This window comes from Allobosea sp. 05T439 (genome assembly GCF_056396005.1).
Window position 1 is genome coordinate 84,932 of sequence record NZ_JBFTKP010000007.1, and the last position, 16,099, is coordinate 101,030.

12 protein-coding genes are annotated in these 16,099 nt (G+C 64.3%); 6 read left to right on the forward strand and 6 right to left on the reverse strand.

The annotated features are described in order from the left end of the window. Window positions 1-75 precede the first annotated feature (75 nt). The 3 genes from AC1DIO_RS10165 to AC1DIO_RS10175 are packed head-to-tail and all read right to left on the reverse strand — an operon-like array spanning window position 76 to window position 3,136. Window positions 76-1,224, reverse strand: a complete 1,149-nt coding sequence (locus AC1DIO_RS10165; protein ID WP_441505681.1) for a glycosyltransferase family protein — start codon at window positions 1,222-1,224, stop codon at window positions 76-78. Next, a complete protein-coding gene (locus AC1DIO_RS10170; protein ID WP_441505682.1) occupies window positions 1,221-2,477 on the reverse strand; it encodes a glycosyltransferase in 1,257 nt (418 codons plus the stop codon). The genes AC1DIO_RS10165 and AC1DIO_RS10170 overlap by 4 nt, the downstream gene beginning before the upstream one ends. Then, window positions 2,474-3,136, reverse strand: a complete 663-nt coding sequence (locus AC1DIO_RS10175) for a class I SAM-dependent methyltransferase (RefSeq protein WP_441493206.1) — start codon at window positions 3,134-3,136, stop codon at window positions 2,474-2,476. The genes AC1DIO_RS10170 and AC1DIO_RS10175 overlap by 4 nt, the downstream gene beginning before the upstream one ends. A gap of 84 nt (window positions 3,137-3,220) precedes the next feature. On the opposite strand from AC1DIO_RS10175, the gene AC1DIO_RS10180 reads away from it, so the two are divergent. Further along, the gene (locus AC1DIO_RS10180; RefSeq protein ID WP_441505683.1) at window positions 3,221-3,766 is read left to right on the forward strand and encodes a hypothetical protein; all 546 of its coding nucleotides are present in this window, start codon (window positions 3,221-3,223) and stop codon (window positions 3,764-3,766) included. 3 nt (window positions 3,767-3,769) lie between these two features. Here AC1DIO_RS10180 and AC1DIO_RS10185 read toward each other — a convergent pair whose 3' ends face one another. The 3 genes from AC1DIO_RS10185 to AC1DIO_RS10195 are packed head-to-tail and all read right to left on the reverse strand — an operon-like array spanning window position 3,770 to window position 8,824. Then, a complete protein-coding gene (locus tag AC1DIO_RS10185) occupies window positions 3,770-5,623 on the reverse strand; it encodes an adenylate/guanylate cyclase domain-containing protein (RefSeq protein ID WP_441505684.1) in 1,854 nt (617 codons plus the stop codon). Between the two features lie 16 nt (window positions 5,624-5,639). Next, the gene (locus tag AC1DIO_RS10190) at window positions 5,640-6,089 is read right to left on the reverse strand and encodes a cyclic nucleotide-binding domain-containing protein (RefSeq protein WP_441493203.1); all 450 of its coding nucleotides are present in this window, start codon (window positions 6,087-6,089) and stop codon (window positions 5,640-5,642) included. Beyond that, window positions 6,086-8,824 (reverse strand): ABC transporter transmembrane domain-containing protein, encoded by a 2,739-nt coding sequence (locus AC1DIO_RS10195; protein WP_476853373.1) that lies wholly within the window; start codon window positions 8,822-8,824, stop codon window positions 6,086-6,088. The genes AC1DIO_RS10190 and AC1DIO_RS10195 overlap by 4 nt, the downstream gene beginning before the upstream one ends. Window positions 8,825-9,019: 195 nt before the next feature. On the opposite strand from AC1DIO_RS10195, the gene AC1DIO_RS10200 reads away from it, so the two are divergent. The 5 genes from AC1DIO_RS10200 (at window position 9,020) to AC1DIO_RS10220 (ending at window position 16,084) form a co-directional block, all read left to right on the forward strand. Then, on the forward strand, window positions 9,020-9,967 hold the full coding sequence (locus AC1DIO_RS10200) for a polysaccharide lyase family 20 protein (protein WP_441505685.1): 948 nt from the start codon (window positions 9,020-9,022) through the stop codon (window positions 9,965-9,967). Between the two features lie 101 nt (window positions 9,968-10,068). Then, window positions 10,069-11,949 (forward strand): ABC transporter ATP-binding protein, encoded by a 1,881-nt coding sequence (locus AC1DIO_RS10205; protein ID WP_441505686.1) that lies wholly within the window; start codon window positions 10,069-10,071, stop codon window positions 11,947-11,949. Continuing rightward, entirely contained in the window at window positions 11,949-13,907 is a 1,959-nt protein-coding gene (locus AC1DIO_RS10210; protein WP_441505687.1) for an ABC transporter substrate-binding protein, read from the forward strand. Before AC1DIO_RS10205 ends, AC1DIO_RS10210 begins: the two co-directional genes overlap by 1 nt. A 6-nt stretch (window positions 13,908-13,913) precedes the next feature. After that, on the forward strand, window positions 13,914-14,912 hold the full coding sequence (locus AC1DIO_RS10215; protein ID WP_476853403.1) for an ABC transporter permease: 999 nt from the start codon (window positions 13,914-13,916) through the stop codon (window positions 14,910-14,912). After that, window positions 14,909-16,084, forward strand: a complete 1,176-nt coding sequence (locus AC1DIO_RS10220) for an ABC transporter permease (protein ID WP_441505688.1) — start codon at window positions 14,909-14,911, stop codon at window positions 16,082-16,084. Before AC1DIO_RS10215 ends, AC1DIO_RS10220 begins: the two co-directional genes overlap by 4 nt. Window positions 16,085-16,099 lie beyond the last annotated feature (15 nt).

A 16,099-nucleotide genomic window follows, 5' to 3' on the forward strand; every position in this document is an offset into this window, starting at 1 on the left:
GCGTCGGAGCGGCAATTCGCAAACCGCCGCAACGGCAATACGCAGGAGGCATGTCGCAAAAGACATGCCGAGCGTTCAGGCGCGTTCGGCCAGCAGCTTCGCAATGATCGCGACGGAGGTTTCGGCCCCTGCCCTGTCGATCGTGAGCGGTGGGGGCGCATCTGCCCCCAGCATCTCCGTCACCGCTTTCTCCAACCTGTTCGGTGTCAGCGAATCAGGTCCGGTCAGGCGCAGACAACGTGCGAGGCCTGCATTCTCCATCGCCTCGGCGCGGATCGCCTGCTCGGTCTCGTTTCCGGCATCGAAGGGCACCACGATCGCCGGCCGCCCGGCGCGGACCAGGTCTAGCACCGTGTTGTAGCCGGCCTGGCTGATCGAAAGCGCACAGCCTGCAAGCAGCCCGGGGAAATCCGGTCTCGCACGTTCGACGCGGACATGCGCCGGCGCCTTGCCCTCCAGGTCGGCGAATTCCTCTGCGCCGATGCCCTGACCGCCAAGGATACGCCAGCGCCTGCGATTGCCCATCAAGGTCGCGGTCGCGATGGCGAGCTCGAACAGAGGCAAGCCAGCAGCCGAACCGCCTCCGGACACCACGATCTCGCCAGGCTCCAAGGGAGCGGCGCACTCCTCGGGGCCGGTCAGGTAACCGGTATAGCGCAGCTTTCGCGCCAGCTCTGGTGCAACCGGCCAGGACCGCTCCAGCGGCAGGAAGGCTCTGTCGCCATGGACGAGGACCGCGTCGAAATGTGCCGCGATGCGCGCTTCGGCCTCACGGATGCGATCGGCGCGCGGCGTCACCAGGACATCGCGCACCGAGGACAGGACCAGCGCCCGTGGATTGGCCGCCGCCGCCACGCCGATGAGGCCCAGAAACTCATCGCCCAATTGTCGGCGTCCGAACGGAAAATGCTCGGTAATGACGACATCGGGCCGGTGCTGCGCCGTGAGATCGCAGAGCGTCTTCCGGCGCAAGGCGCGATAGTCCTGCGAAACCGGTCTCCCTTCCGGGTCGAGCAGGTTCCGGAAGTCAACACCCTCGACCTTGACCGGCGGCAACTGGGCAAAGGTGAACGAACCGTCCGGGACGGATCGCGGCGCGGCCCCGCCACTGACCAGCACGGTTTCGAATCCGGCGGCCCCAAGGGCACGCGCAAGATGAGCGGCCCTGACAAGATGGCCGCTGCCGAGGAGGTGCGTGACGGCGATCAGGACGCGGGGCGTCATGATCGCCGCCGGTTCGCTGCGTCCAACAGCATCGCCTGGACCCGGTCGAGTCCCGCCGCTGCCGAAAACTCCTGCGCCAATCTCTGGAAGGCGGCCTCCCCAAGGGCGACGCGCCGTGTCGGGGACGACGCGAGATCGGCCAATTGCCGCGCCAGTGCCTCCCGATCGCCCGGCGCCACKAGCACACCTTCGACGCCTTCGCGTACGAATTCGGGAATGCCCGCGAAATCGGTCGCAACGATCGGCAGGGCTTGGCTTGCGGCCTCCATCACGACATTGGGCAGGCCATCGCGATCGCCATCGCCCGCCTGCTTCGAGGGCAATACGAAGAGATCCGCATCGCGCAGGGCCGCAATCACGTCCTGCTGAGCCTTAGGCCCCGACCAGATGACCCGCTCCGCCAGTCCGAGATTCGCGGACAACGCCTTCAGCGCAGCGAGCCTTTCGCCGCCGCCGATATGGGTCAGCCGCCAGTGAAGCTCTGCCGGCAGCGCCGCCAGAGCTGCGAGCAGATCGTCGAAGCCCTTCTTCTCCACCGCCCGACCAATGGTGATGAAACGAACCGGATCGGCAGGGTCGCGACCATCGCGCATGATCCGCGCGACCGGAGGCGCGGGAAACCGCGCCAGGTCGAGCCCATGATAGAGCAGAGCGACCTTGTCGGTGCGATCCGCAAGCCGCGTCAGCTCCGCATGTCCATCACGAGTGCAGGTGACGCCCCAGGCTGCGTCGGCGATCTTTTCGCGCTTCTCCCAGTCCGGTGTCGTCCAGATATCCTTGGCATGGGCCGAAAATGACCAGCTCAAGCCACGCAGCAGCGCCGCGTATCGGATCACCGAGGCCGGCGTATGCAGATAGTGAACGTGCAGATGGTCGATACTCCCCGGGAGTTCCCGCGCCATCACGCAGGCCTGGCCGAAGCGGCGCACCCTGTTACGCGTCGGATCGCGGGCAAGATCGCGCAGGAAAACCGGCAGGAGCCGAAGGAATCCTGGCCGGAACAGAGCCCGCCCGATGCCGCGCAGCACACGCCCCGGCTCCTCGTGCAGATACTCCGGCAGGTATGTCACGGGCGCCGTGATCTGCTTGTGCATGAGGTGGCGTGCGCCATCCGTCGGCTGACGCAGCGACCAGATCGAAAAAGGCAGTGCGCGCTGCTGCAGGCCCAGCAATTCCTGTGCGATGAACGTCTCCGACAGGCGCGGATAGCCCTTCATCGCAATCGCGATCCGCGGCTCCTTCACCTCGCTCATCGCCGGCCGATCAGCATGAAGCGCGTATAGTTCCTGCCCGGCAGCGCGCCGGAAAAATGGATCTCGGACAGTCCGACCTGCTCCTTGAACGCTTCAAGACTGGCGACGCAGCTTTTGTGGTCCGGCTCGCGATAATAATCGTTCGACTGCAACAGCACCGGCAGACCGGGCGGCAGCGATGCGACCCAGCCGGGCACATCGGCCAGATGCTCGCAGCTCGTGTTGATCACCAGGCCGGGCCGCTCGGGCTCCCTCGTGAAATCAAGCTGCATCATATCGGCAGTGACAGCGCCGAAGCGCTCTTCCGCGACATGGCGGCGATTCAGGCGTTCGGCGATCTCCGCACACGCGGGATCGCGGTCGAGGCTGACCACCCTGCCGAGGTCGAGCCGCGGATCATCCAGCAACAAAGCGCCGAGCACGCCATACCACGCCCCGAGCACCCAGACCGGCCCCTCCGGTCGCGGCAAAGTCTCGGCCAGCGCATCGACCAGCCAGCGCTTGGACGCGATCTGCTTGTGGTTGAAGGCGATCCAGAGTTCCGGCGGCATCCCCTGGCCGATCAGCCGCGCGAGATCGGCCACGACCCTGTTTCCGGTCAGGGCTGCGACACCGCGCAGAATGTCGTAGAAGGCGTCCGAAGGCGTGTCCGTGGTCATGCCATATCGCGAAGGGATGGGATGAATTCGGCCGGACCATATGCAAGCCCGGATATAAAGGCCAGTCACGAGAATGACGGCGCAATGGCCCCTTCGGGAACCTTGTTGCCCCATCTCGCCGGCCCCGGCGCCTGCTTAAGACAGGTGCTCGCCGCGCACGCGGTGCGGCACTGCCCGCATATCGTGGAGATCGGGGGCGCCGGGCTGCCGATCACCGGCTTTCTCACCCATTCCCCGCAATCGGTGACGGTGATCGACCCGAAAATACCGGCTTTCAAAGCAGATATACTGAACGGAAAGCCCTGCACGGTCCTGCATCGGGCCGCCAAGCTTCAGGCCATCGCGCTTGCCCCGCCGAAGCCCTATGCATTGGTGCTGCTCGGCCTGTCGCTCAAGCCCTTCGGGGGAACCGCGGCGACCCCGCCCGAACTGCTCGCCCTTGCGGAAGCAGCCGAGACCCTTGTGATCGACTACGCGCTCGATCTGGAACGCGCCTGCGGCCAGATCGGCGCGATCACGGCGACGCGGCCGGCTCCGCCGCTTATCGATCTCGCCATGACGATCGACGATCCGGCATTGCGCAGCGCCGGATACGACCGCCGCCGCTTCCTGGTCTATGGCCCGCCCTGAGCCTCAGACGTCCTGATTTTCGGGCTTCTGGTCAGCCTGCGTCTTGGGGCGCCGCCCAGCCGGATTCGCGGGGGTGGGCGTCTCGGTGGGAGCCCGCTGCTCCCCATTGCCAGCATCCTGCGTCGCGCCTTGCGTCGCCACTGCGCTGGCGTCCACCGCGTCAGCCTCATCCGCAGCGTCGATGCGTGGCGTCCTGGCGAAGCCATAGGCCGCCATCGGCGCATCCCGGCCCTTGATCATCACCTTCAGCGGAACGGCTTCGGCAAAGCTCCGGCCGGTCACTGCAACAGTCGTCTCCGAAACCACGATATCGGCGAGAACACGCCGTGTCGCGGCCTCGAACTGGCTCGCGATCGCCACCGTCTCGCCGACCGTGATCTCATGCCGGCCGAGGCTGTCATTCTCGACCGCGCCGACGACAGCCTGGCCGGTATGGATGCCGATGCCGATCCGCAGCGGCAGCGGCAGGGCCGCGCTGAACTCACGATTCAGGGCGTCGACCGCCCGCACGATGTCGCCAGCAGCCGCGATCGAAGCCAGTGCCGCCTTGGCCGGGCTGGCTTCCAGGCCGAACACCGCCATGAAGCCATCGCCATAGAGAGCATCGATGCGCCCGCCATGAGCGATGATCGCCTGCGCCATCTCGTCGAAGAAGCGATTGAGCAATCCGATCAGCTCATGCGGCAGTTGACGCTCCGACAGCGCCGAGAAAGCGCGCAGATCGGCCACCATCACGGTCAGGCCGCGCCGGGCAATGGAACTATCCAGTTCGACGGCTCGTATGGCCGATCCGAGTTTGGATGCGAGCAACAACTGCACCTGCAGGTCGTCGCGCGGTCGGATCTGGCAGGCGAGGCGGACACGCGGCGGCGCCGAAATCCGACGCAGCAGCTTCGCCTCGTTCGGCCCTGGCGCCGGAAGCCCATCCGCACCATCGAGGACCAGCACGCGGCAGGTGGCACAGCGCGCCCGCCCACCGCAAAGCGCCGCATGCGGAATATTGAAGCGCCGGAACAGCTCAAGCACGGTCGGGCCGGGCACGACCTTGCGCACGCCATGGCCGACGAAGCGCACCGTGATCGCACGGGTCGTCCGCACCCGGAACTCGCGAAACGCAACGAAGATCGCGAAGGAGCCTACGAGCCCGAAGAAGCCACTCTTCACCCACATCTCATGCCAGTTGGACATCGCCGACCGGGCGTCGTTGCGTGCCTCCGGCGGCAGGGCCATTTGCACGGCCTCGCGCGCGGCGACGGAGAAGCCGATCAGGGCAAGAACCGGAATGAGGATCGCGACCAGAAGAAAGGGATCGCGCCACCGCGCATAGCTATCCCGGCTGCGCAGGATGAAGTGCAGGCCGATCATGCCATGCGTCCAGACCAGGAGCAGGAGCAGCGACTGCGCCAAGGCGTGCCCGGGCCAGAGCCGTCGCAGCACCGCGTGGTAGCTCTCGTCGATATGGAAATAATGCCCGATGATCCGGGTGCTGACGATATGGTCGACGAGCAGCAGGGGGATGGCGAGGCCCAGCGCGATCTGCAGGATTTCGCGCACCGGCATGCGGAAGGTCCGGCGCTGCGCGACTCGCACCAGAGCAAAGAGCGGGTGAACGATCAGAGCGCCATAGAGCGCGACGGTTCCCGGCCAGGAATGCCAGACAGCGTAGCGCCATTCCTGCACCTGCTCCATCGCCGCAACACCGGCGATCCCAACGGCATGGTTGAGGAAATGGGTCGTCGCGAAGACGAGCAGGACGAACCCTGACACCAGGCGGATATCCCGGCTCCAGGACGAAACCTGGCTCATGCCGGCATCGAATCCAGGCGAACGCTTCGTGCCGGTCTGCGGCAGACTCATKAGTTTTCCCGTGTCCTCAATGGACCTTCTCGCTATGCAGGACGTAATTGGCCAGTCGGTACAGGCGCGAGGCCAGATCACGTGACAGCGCAACGCTGAAATCGGGAACGGTGCCGAGCAGTTCGAAGAACAGATCCTTCGGCAGGCGGAGCGCGCAGACCTCGGTCTTGGCGACAGCTTCGCCGAGATAGGCCTGGTCGCTCAGCATCGGCACGTCGCCGAAGATGCTTCCCGTCTCGAACTGGAAGCGCTTGGCGGGGCGTTCACCCTCCATGTGGAGGAGCTCCACCTCTCCCTCCAGGATGAAGTAGACGCCTTGCGGCCTCTCTCCTTCCCGGATGATGACGGTCCCCGGCTCGAAATGCAGGCGTTCACCCATCAAGGCCACAAGCTTGAGCCGTGGCGCCGGCAGGCTGCGAAAGAGCGGTATGCTCCGCAGGCAGGCGATATCGCTTTCGAGCGTCATTGTCGCACCTCTACCCCCTCGGCGACCCGCAACGGAGATGAAACGGCCCGATGTTCCGTTTCGTCCTCGCCATCGCTGTCGCCGTCTTCAATCACGCCGAAGGATCCGTTGAACACGAGCCTCGGCGAAATGTCCCTGGCGAGACTACCATCACCAAGAAGTAGAAACAGTGTCATGCCGGCACAATGCTTGCGCAAGCGGCTGATGATTTCACCACCCTTGTTTGTCGTGGCAAGCAGCGCACTCGGATCGAGAATCGCGATCTGCGGCGTCTTGATCAAGGCTTGGGCGAGTGGGATCGCGAGCCGGATCCGGGCCGGCAGATAGCGGCCACGCAGCCCGCAATCGGTGTTGAGTCCGACGCGATAGAGCGAGCCGTCCAGACCTGCGCGAGACAGCGCCGTTCGCATGATGTCGGCAACCTTGCGGCCGGCATCGCTGATGCCGAAGCCGATGCGCCCGAACAGAAGATTGTCGCGGATGCTGGCCCCATCCATGACGCGGTCCGGGTCATAGAAATCGACCGAACTGGCAGCATCCGCCGGCAAATGGGCCTTGAAACTTGCCCGCGCACGCAAAATCCGCCGCCGCAGGGCATCGTCCAGCAAGTTGAGGCGGTGCTTCGGTTCGATATAGCCGAGCGCGAGCGCCATCAGGTTTCGCTCCGTTTCCGGATCGAGCGGGCTGCGCATATCGTGCTTGGCAAGAACCGAGGCCAGGCTCTTCAGTATCTCGAGGTCGAAGTTCGTGCCAAAGGAATACCTTTCGAACAAGGCATGGCCGGCCGGCAGTCCCTCGAAGATCTCGACCACCGTCGAGACGATGCGCGCACCCACTTCGACGAGCGGCTCGATCAGCGCTTCGGCCTGCATCAGGGCGCGCGCATAGGGCTCCGCCAGCAGGGTATCATTGGCGAAACGCGCCCCCTTGCGCGCCCCGAAGATCAGGTTCTCCGCAATGGTCGCGTTGGCATTGTAGCGTTTGGGATCGAATGTCTCGACCAGTCCGGCAAGCTTGCTCTTGGACAGTTCCGCCGCCACGACCTTGCGGGCTTCGGTGATCCTGTCGATGATCGACTGGTCGAGCGGCAGGACGACCTTGCCGTCCAGTCCGAGCTCGTAGACGTCCTCGTCGCAGCCAAGGACCTCCAGAATCCGCTGGACATGCGCTTCAAGCTCGGCGGCGTCGGCGAGCCCCACCCCTTCATAGTCGGTCCAGTCGGCCGCAAACGAGAAGGGCGTATTGCCGGAGCGGACCGCTTCGATCAGCCGCCTGTGCTCTTGCGGCGTGATCGGTTCCTTTGGCTTCAGGCTCGGCCGCCGGCGCCTGAGGGGCAGCAGGATGTTGTCGCGCAGCGTGCCGTTGATGATCTCGACCTCCTGGCCGGCATAACCGATCAGATGGCTTGCCTTCTCGACCGAAAATCGCGCGAGGCTGGCCCTGTCGATCAGGACCCGTCCCGAATAGGACATGATCTGGCGGCCTAGGATGCGGCCGAAGACGTCGCGCGCTCCCCCCGGCGGCCCGATGACGGCAACGACACTGGGACGAGGCACCTGAAACGACAAGGGCGACAGCAGCGGCTGGCCGCGGTTATCGAGCATCTGGACGCTGTCGAGCCTGATCTCGCCCTTGTCGGGCAGGTTCKAACAATCCTCCTCCTCGTCGAGCACCATTGTCTCGTCAGGGTTGAACTGGCCGACGACCTGTTCGTACTTGATGGTGACGTCGTTGCGCTGCTGATCCCAGTCGATCAGTTCCTTGATCGGMGGCGGCAGATCGCGATAGGCCGCGATCACGGCAACGAGCTGGCCGATATCGAGCCGGCCCTGCAGGGCAAAATAGCCCCCGACTGCGTAGAAGAAGAATGGCGTGATCTGGGCCAGCAGGTTGTTGAGGAACTTGACCGCGAATTTGCGCTTGTAGAGCGCGTAGCGGATGTCGAAAAGGTTGCCGAGACGCCCGGCAATATCCGACTGCATATAGTTGGTGACGCCATGCCCCTGAATGGTCGGACCGGCATCCACGATCTCGCCGATCCTCCCCGCGAGCAGGCGCGATGCGATCTGCCTTTCGCGGCCAAGCCGTAACTGCTCCCGCCGCAGGATCGGGATGATGATCGCCTGGGCGATCACGATGAACAGTGCGATCGAGCCCAGCCAGACGCTTTGCACCATGATGAAAACCAGCGCCGTCAACGCCTGGCTAAGCAGGAAGACCGGCTGGATGAAGGCATCACCGACGAAACCGCCGATCGGCTCGACCTCGTCCTTGATCATGCTTGCCACTTCGGCCGGCTTGACCGCCCTGATATCCTCCGGCTGGAAGCGCATGAGCTGGCTGAACAGGTCGTAGCGCATGCGCCTCAGCATCCGCTCGCCGAGGATGCCCTTGCGCACGTTGATCACGTATTTGAAGACGCCGTTGATCAGCACCAGCACAAGGAAATAGAAGCTCAGCCCGAAGAGCAGCCCGAGCTGGCCGACCTGGAAGCCGTCGAACAGGTGGACGCTGCCGCCGCCGAAGATGTCCGGCCAATGCAGCGTGATGTCCATCAGCGTCGCGCTGGTCTGGCCGTCCTTGAAGGCTCCGCCCTGGATCGCATCGTTGACGATGCGCTTCGGCACGACGAACGAGGCCCAGTTGAATGGAATTGAGGCAAGGATKATCAGCAGGACGACGATCTGTTCGCCACGGCTCTTCTGCCAGATGTAACGAAAGAGGTTCGTCTCCAAGGGACGTCCTGTCTGGCGAACCGGATGGTGCACCGCTTATTGAGTTTCGCGTCATATGTGTGTCAGTCACGGCCCTTGCGCAATGTCGCAATGCGGCATGCCCACGGCTTGCTTGGCGCCCGGCCGCATGTTTCGATCACAATGCGCGGAGGAACGACGATGCGGCTGAGAGGTGTCGGACGGCGGTTGGCAGGGATGTCAGGGATTGCCCTGCTCGCGCTGACACCGCCGTCATTGGCTGCGGCACAGGACGGATCTTCGCTGTTCCTGAGGGATGCTTTCGATGCCGGGCGCTTCGCCCTCGAAGGCGGGCTCTATTATAAGGACAATGCCGAACAGCGCGCCGGACAGGTGACATTTCAGGAGAAAGGCGCCCTGGATGGCAGGGGCGCGCTCACCCTGTCGGTCAAGCCGCTCTGCGCGAAGGGCGCGCGCAATTGCAGCGAAAGGGCCGAGGTCTGGGAGAAGCCCGAGGTCCTGGCAAGCTACGATCAGACGGTCTGGCACGGCTTCGCCATGCGCCTCGACGATCCCGTGCCGCAGGACGATGCCCGCTATGTCATGGCGCAGTGGAAGCGCCAGATCACGCCCGGAGCAGAGGGAGATTATTCGCCCTTTCTGGCGCTCAGGCTGTTTCAGGGGCGGCTTGGTGTCACCGTAGAGACCGACATGATCGAGGTCTTTCCGATCGGCGGCGCAGAACGCCCAGACGGCTGCCTCCCCGGAGAGGCCCTGGCCGTGAACCGTCGTGTCGCGCGGCAGACCCGCGCTCTGGTGGCGCTTGAGACCGGCAGCACGCGGGCCGACTACCCCGCCTATTTCAATGCCTGCGCGCCAGGAATCCAGGTGACCCATCACGCCGGGCTGCCGCCTGCTCGCGCGGGCTGGATCGACTTCGTTTTTCGCTCGAGCCCCGGCCCGCAGGGCAACGGCCATGTCGAGATCGTGGCGAACGGCCGACACGTCGCCACGATCAAGGGCCCGATCGGCCATCGCGGCCCAGGCCTCGGAAAGAAGCAGTATTTCAAGTTCGGACCTTACCGCGCCGCCAACACAGGCCCGTGGAGCGTAAGTTACGACGATTTCCGGCGCGGGCCGCGTTGCGCGGATGTCATCCGGAACGGGCAATGTCCGCCGGAATGAGCGCGCGCAAGACAGAGATTGGCAAGACGCAACTTTCCACGTCTAGTGCCAGGGGACCCGGTGACCCGGGAGTGAATACGGGGTTCAGGCGTTAGCAGCTCATGGATATCTTGCGGATCAGCGATTTGCGGATCGGCTTCACGGTGCACGGGTTCGCCCGGGATGTCGTGAAGGGGGTCAGTCTGCGTGTCCCCGCGGGGAAGACAGTTGCCCTTGTCGGCGAGTCCGGATCCGGCAAATCGGTGATCTCGCAGGCGATCATGGGGCTCCTGCCCCGCGCGGGCGCCGTCACCGGCGGAGAGATCCTATTTCGCGATCCGCTCGACCGGAACACCGTGATCGACATTGCGGGCCTGACCGCCGAAGGCGAAGCGATACGCGCGCTGCGCGGCGGCCGTATCGGCATGATCTTCCAGGAGCCGATGTCCTCGCTCTCACCGGTGCACACCATCGGCAACCAGATCGAGGAAGCCCTGCAACTGCATCGCCCGACCGATGATGCTTCGGCACGCCGGCAGATCGAGACGATGCTTCGGCGCGTCGGCTTCAAGGACCCGGTGCGCGCCTACGGCTATTACCCGTTCGAGCTTTCCGGCGGTCTGCGTCAGCGCGCCATGCTCGCCATGGCCCTGATCTGCCAGCCCGCCCTGCTGATCGCGGACGAGCCGACCACTGCTCTTGACGTCACCATCCAGGCCCAGGTGCTCGACCTGATGCGAGATCTCCAGGCCGAGATGGGCATGGCGATCCTGCTCATCACCCATGATCTCGGCGTCGTTGCCAACATGGCCGACGAGGTTGTGGTGATCTATCACGGCGAGATCATGGAAAGCGGTCCTGTCGAGGATATCTTCCGACGTCCGCGACACCCGTATCTCAAAGCGCTGCTGAAAGCCTCGCCGCATTTCGACATGCAGGAGGGCGAGCGGCTGGTCGCATTGCGCGAGGCACGTGCCCAGCCTGTGGCAACGCCGCGTGCCGCCCCGCTCATCTCCCGGCCTGCCAATGCGCCGCCATTGCTGAGCGTGCGCCACCTGCGCAAGACCTACACCACTGGCTCGCGCGGGTTCTTCGGCAAGGGCACCCAGGCTACGGTGCTTGCGGTCGACGATGTCGGGTTCGACATCGCGCGGGGCGAATGCCTCGGCCTTGTCGGCGAGAGCGGCTGCGGCAAGACCACCGTCAGCAAGATCATCATGCGCGCGATCACGCCCGATGCCGGGGCGGTGACCTTCAATGACGGCTTCGGCCCGACAGACGTCCTCTCCCTGCAGGGCGAGGAGCTGCGGCGCTTCCGTCAGCGAGTCCAGATGATCTTCCAGGACCCGGTCTCGTCTCTGTCGCCGCGCATGACCGTCATGAACATCCTGCGCGAGCCGCTGGTGATTCACGAGCGCGGTGACGGCGCCGAGCAGACGGCCCGCGTGCGCAGCCTGATGGAGAGCGTTGGGCTCGATCCGCGCTTCCTCAGCCGTTACCCGCATTCCTTCTCCGGTGGCCAACGTCAGCGCATCGGCATTGCGCGCGCGCTCGCGCTCGACCCGGACCTGATCGTTTGCGACGAACCGGTATCGGCGCTCGATGTCTCGGTGCAGGCGCAGATCCTCAACCTGCTCAAGGACCTACAGGCCGAGCGCGGCCTCACCTTCCTGTTCATCTCGCACAATCTCGCCGTCGTGAACTACATGGCGGACCGGATCGCGGTCATGGCCAATGGCCACATCGTCGAACTCGCGCCGCGCCACGCCCTCTTTGCCTCGCCAGCTCACCCCTATACGAAAGCCCTGCTGCGCTCGGTGCCCTTCGCCGATCTCGACCGCAAGCTCGATTTCAAGCTCGTCGCACCCGGCGGCGCCTCCGATTACAGCCATTGGGCGCCGGCCTTCAGACCGGAACCCGGCGTCAGCCTCGAGCCGCTATCCCTGGGCGAAGGCCACTACGTCCTGGCCCGTCCGGAAGCAAACCACAGGGAGTTGGTCTGATGACATCCCGCCGGCAGCATCCCACACGCCGTGCCGCTCTCTTGCTCGGAGCCGGCGCTCTCGCCGTTCAGGGCCTGCCGCGCGGCGTGCTCGCACGCGAACCCAACCCGATGGATTTCATCGACAGCCCATTCTGGGCCGAGAAGGTGGCGGCAGGCACCATGCCGGTGATCGCGCTTCGCCTGCCGGAAGAGCCCCGCGTGATCGAAGTGTCCGGCCCCGACCGTGTTCCCGGGCGGCATGGTGGCACGATGCGCATGCTGATGGGCGACCAGCGCGACATCAGGATGATGACGCTCTACAGCTATACCCGGCTTCTCGTCTATGACGACAACCTCGAACTCGCGCCGGACATCCTGGAGGCGGTCGACGTCAAGGACGGCCGTGTCTTCACGCTGAAGCTGCGCAAGGGGCATCGCTGGTCGGACGGCAGCCCCTTCACCACGGAGGATTTCCGCTACTGGTGGGAGGATTTCGCCAATAACCGGCGCCTCTCACCTGGCGGGCCGCCCCAGGCGATGCTCGCGGGCGGCGAGAAGCCGGTCTTCGAAGTGCTGAGCGAGACCGAGGTCCGCTACAGCTGGAGCAAGCCGAACCCGGTCTTCCTGCCCTCGCTCGCCGACGCCCAACCGACCTATATCTACATGCCTTCGGGCTACCTGAAGCAGTTCCACGAGCGCTACGCCGACAAGGTCACGCTCTATGCCCGCGTCAAGACGGCGCGCGTCAAGGACTGGGGCTCGCTGCACGAGCGGTTCTCGCGCATGTACAGGCCCGAGAACCCCGATCTGCCGACGCTCGACCCCTGGCGCAATCTGACATCGCTCCCCGCCGAGCAGTTCGCTTTCCAGCGCAACCCCTATTTCCACCGCGTCGACCAGGCCGGGCGGCAGTTGCCCTATGCCGACGAAGTGACAATCACGATTGGCACGAATTCGCTGATCCCCGCGAAGACCGCAGCCGGCGAGAGCGACCTCCAGGCGCGCTATCTCCGTTTCGACAATTACACCTTCCTGAAGGACGCCTCGAAGCGGATGAATTTCGACGTCAGGCTCTGGAAGCGGGCCGAAGGCTCCTGGTTTGCGCTGATGCCGAACCTGAATGCCATCGATCCGATCTGGCGCGATCTCAATCGCGATGTCCGTTACCGCCGCGCCCTCTCCGTCGCGATCAATCGCAAGGACATCAACCAGGTGATCTTCTTTGGCCTTGCCAAGGAAAGCGGCAATACGGCGCTGCCCGAGAGCCCACTTTATGACGCCGCCAACGCCAATATGTGGATGCAGGCTGACCGGGCGCTGGCCAACCGCCTGCTCGACGAGATCGGGCTGACCAAACGTGCCCCGGACGGCATACGGCTCCTTCCCAATGGCCAGCGCCTCGAATTTACCGTGGAAACCGCCGGCGAGAGCACCGAAGAGACGGACATCCTCGACCTGATCAAACAGGATCTGCAGGAGGTCGGGATCAAGATCTATCCCCGCTCGACCCAGCGCGACGTCTTTCGCCGCCGCATCCTGGCCGGCCAGACCGTGATGTCGGCCTGGGCGGGCATGGATAACGCGCTGGTCGCGGCCGAGATGGAACCCGATGCGCTCGCCCCAACGTCGTCGATGCAGTTCAACTGGCCGCGTTGGGGCCAGTTCCTGGAAAGCGGCGGCCGCGAAGGCGAAGAGCCTGACCTGGCCGAAGCGCAGGAACTGGTCAGGCTCTACCAGGCCTGGCGCGTAAGCGTGACCCATGACGAGCGCAGAACGATCTGGCGCGCGATGCTGAGGATCAATGCCGAGCAGCTCTTCACCATCGGCGTGGTCAATGGCACGCTCCAGCCGGTCGTGGTCTCGCGCAATCTGCGCAATGTTCCCGAAAAGGGCCTTTACAGCTTCGAGCCGGGTGCCTTTTTCGGCCGCTACCTGCCCGATACCTTCTGGTTCGACGATGCTCAGGTGAAGAGCTGACCGATGCTGCTGAAATACATCCTCAAGCGCATCCTGCTGATGATACCGACGCTGCTGGTAACCAGCGCGTTGATCTTCACCGTCATCAACCTGCCCGAGGGCGACTATTTCGAGACGCTTGCCGCCGAGATGCAGGCCCAGGGCGAAAAGGCCGACCTCAGCCGCATCGAGTTCCTGAAKACGGAGTATGGCTTCGACAAGCCGCCGATCGAGCGCTATTTCCACTGGGTCACCGGGCTCATGCGCGGCGACATGGGCTATTCCTTCGAATATCAGCGCCCGGTAAGCGAGATCGTCGGGGATCGATTGCTGCTGACGATGATCGTCTCCTTCGTCACCATCATCTTCACCTGGGTCGTCGCCTTCCCGATCGGCATCTATTCCGCCACCCATCAATACAGCTGGGGTGACTACGGCCTCACATTCCTCGGGCTGATCGGGCTTGCCGTGCCGCATTTCCTGCTGGCGCTGGTCTTCATGTATTTCGCCAATGTCTGGTTCGGCACCTCGATCGGGGGGCTCGTCGATCCACAATATCTCAACCAGCCGATGAGCTGGGCAAAGCTCCGCTCGGTGCTGGAGCATCTCTGGATTCCCGTCATCATCATCGGCGCCGGCGGCACCGCCGGCATGATCCGCGCCGTGCGCGCCAACCTGCTCGACGAACTCCAGAAGCAGTACTACGTCACCGCCCGCGCGAAGGGGCTGCCGCCCGGCAAGGCGTTGCGCAAATATCCGCTGCGCATGTCGCTGAATTTCTTCATTTCCGATATCGGCGACATTCTGCCCTCGATCGTCTCCGGCGCGGAGATCGTCGCGATCGTGCTCTCGCTTCAGACGACCGGTCCGCTGCTGATCCGCGCCCTGCAGGCGCAGGACATGTACCTCGCTGGTTCCTTCCTGATGTTCCTCTCGTTCCTCACCGTGATCGGGGTGCTGATCTCGGACATCGCGCTGGCGATCCTCGATCCGCGCATCCGCCTCCAGGGAGCGGCCACCAAGTGAAGCCCGCTCTCCCGCCAGACGGCGCGCCGCTGCTGCATACGGCCTCGACCGCGCCGTTCGAACCCTACGCCGTCGAACGCATGACGCCTGAGCAGGAGCGCGTCTATCTCGCGTCACAATGGCAGTTGATGTGGTGGAAATTCCGCAAGCATCGGCTCGCGGTGATCTCCGGCGTCTTCATCATCCTCATGTATCTGACGGTGATATTCGCCGAGTTCCTGGCGCCCTACCATTACACCACCCGCAATACCGAATTCATCCGCGCCCCGCGGCAGGAGGTGCATCTCTTCCACGAAGGTCGCTTCCTCGGCCCCTTCGTCTATCCCTATACGCAGCGCCTCAACATGGAGAACCTGAAGCGCGAATACGATGTCGACCGCAGCCGGCCGCAGCTGATCCGCTTCTTCTGCCGGGGCGACGACTACGATTTCTGGCGCCTGGTACCGGGCAACCTTCACCTCGTCTGCCCTCCCAAGGACGGCACGCTGTTTCTCCTCGGCACCGATCGGCTCGGGCGCGACATGCTCTCGCGCATCATCTATGGCGGCCGCATCTCGCTCAGCATCGGCCTGCTCGGGGTCGGTGTCAGCTTCATCCTCGGCGTCATCATCGGCGGTATCGCCGGCTATTACGGCGGCAAGATCGATCTCTTCATCCAGCGCGTGATCGAAATCGTGCAGTCCCTGCCGCATATCCCGCTCTGGCTCGCGCTGGCCTCGATCATGCCGCCATCCTGGAGCCCGCTGCTCGTCTATTTCGGCATCACGATGATTCTCGGCCTGATGGACTGGACCGGTCTTGCCCGCGCGGTCCGCTCGAAACTGCTCTCGCTGCGCGAGGAAGACTATGTCGTCGCCGCCCAGCTGATGGGCGCCAAGCCTGCGCGGATCATCGGCCTGCACCTCGTGCCGGGCTTCATGAGCCATCTCATCGCCTCGGCCACCATCACCGTGCCGAAAACGATCCTGGGCGAGACGGCGCTCAGCTTCCTCGGACTTGGACTCAGGCCACCGATCACCAGCTGGGGCGTGATGCTGAACGAGGCGCAGAACGTCAATGTTGTGGCGCTCTATCCCTGGTTGCTCTATCCGGTCGTTCCGGTGATCCTGATCATCCTGGCCTTCAACTTCCTTGGCGACGGCTTGCGCGATGCGGCCGATCCCTACCGCTGAGCGCGCCGCCACCTC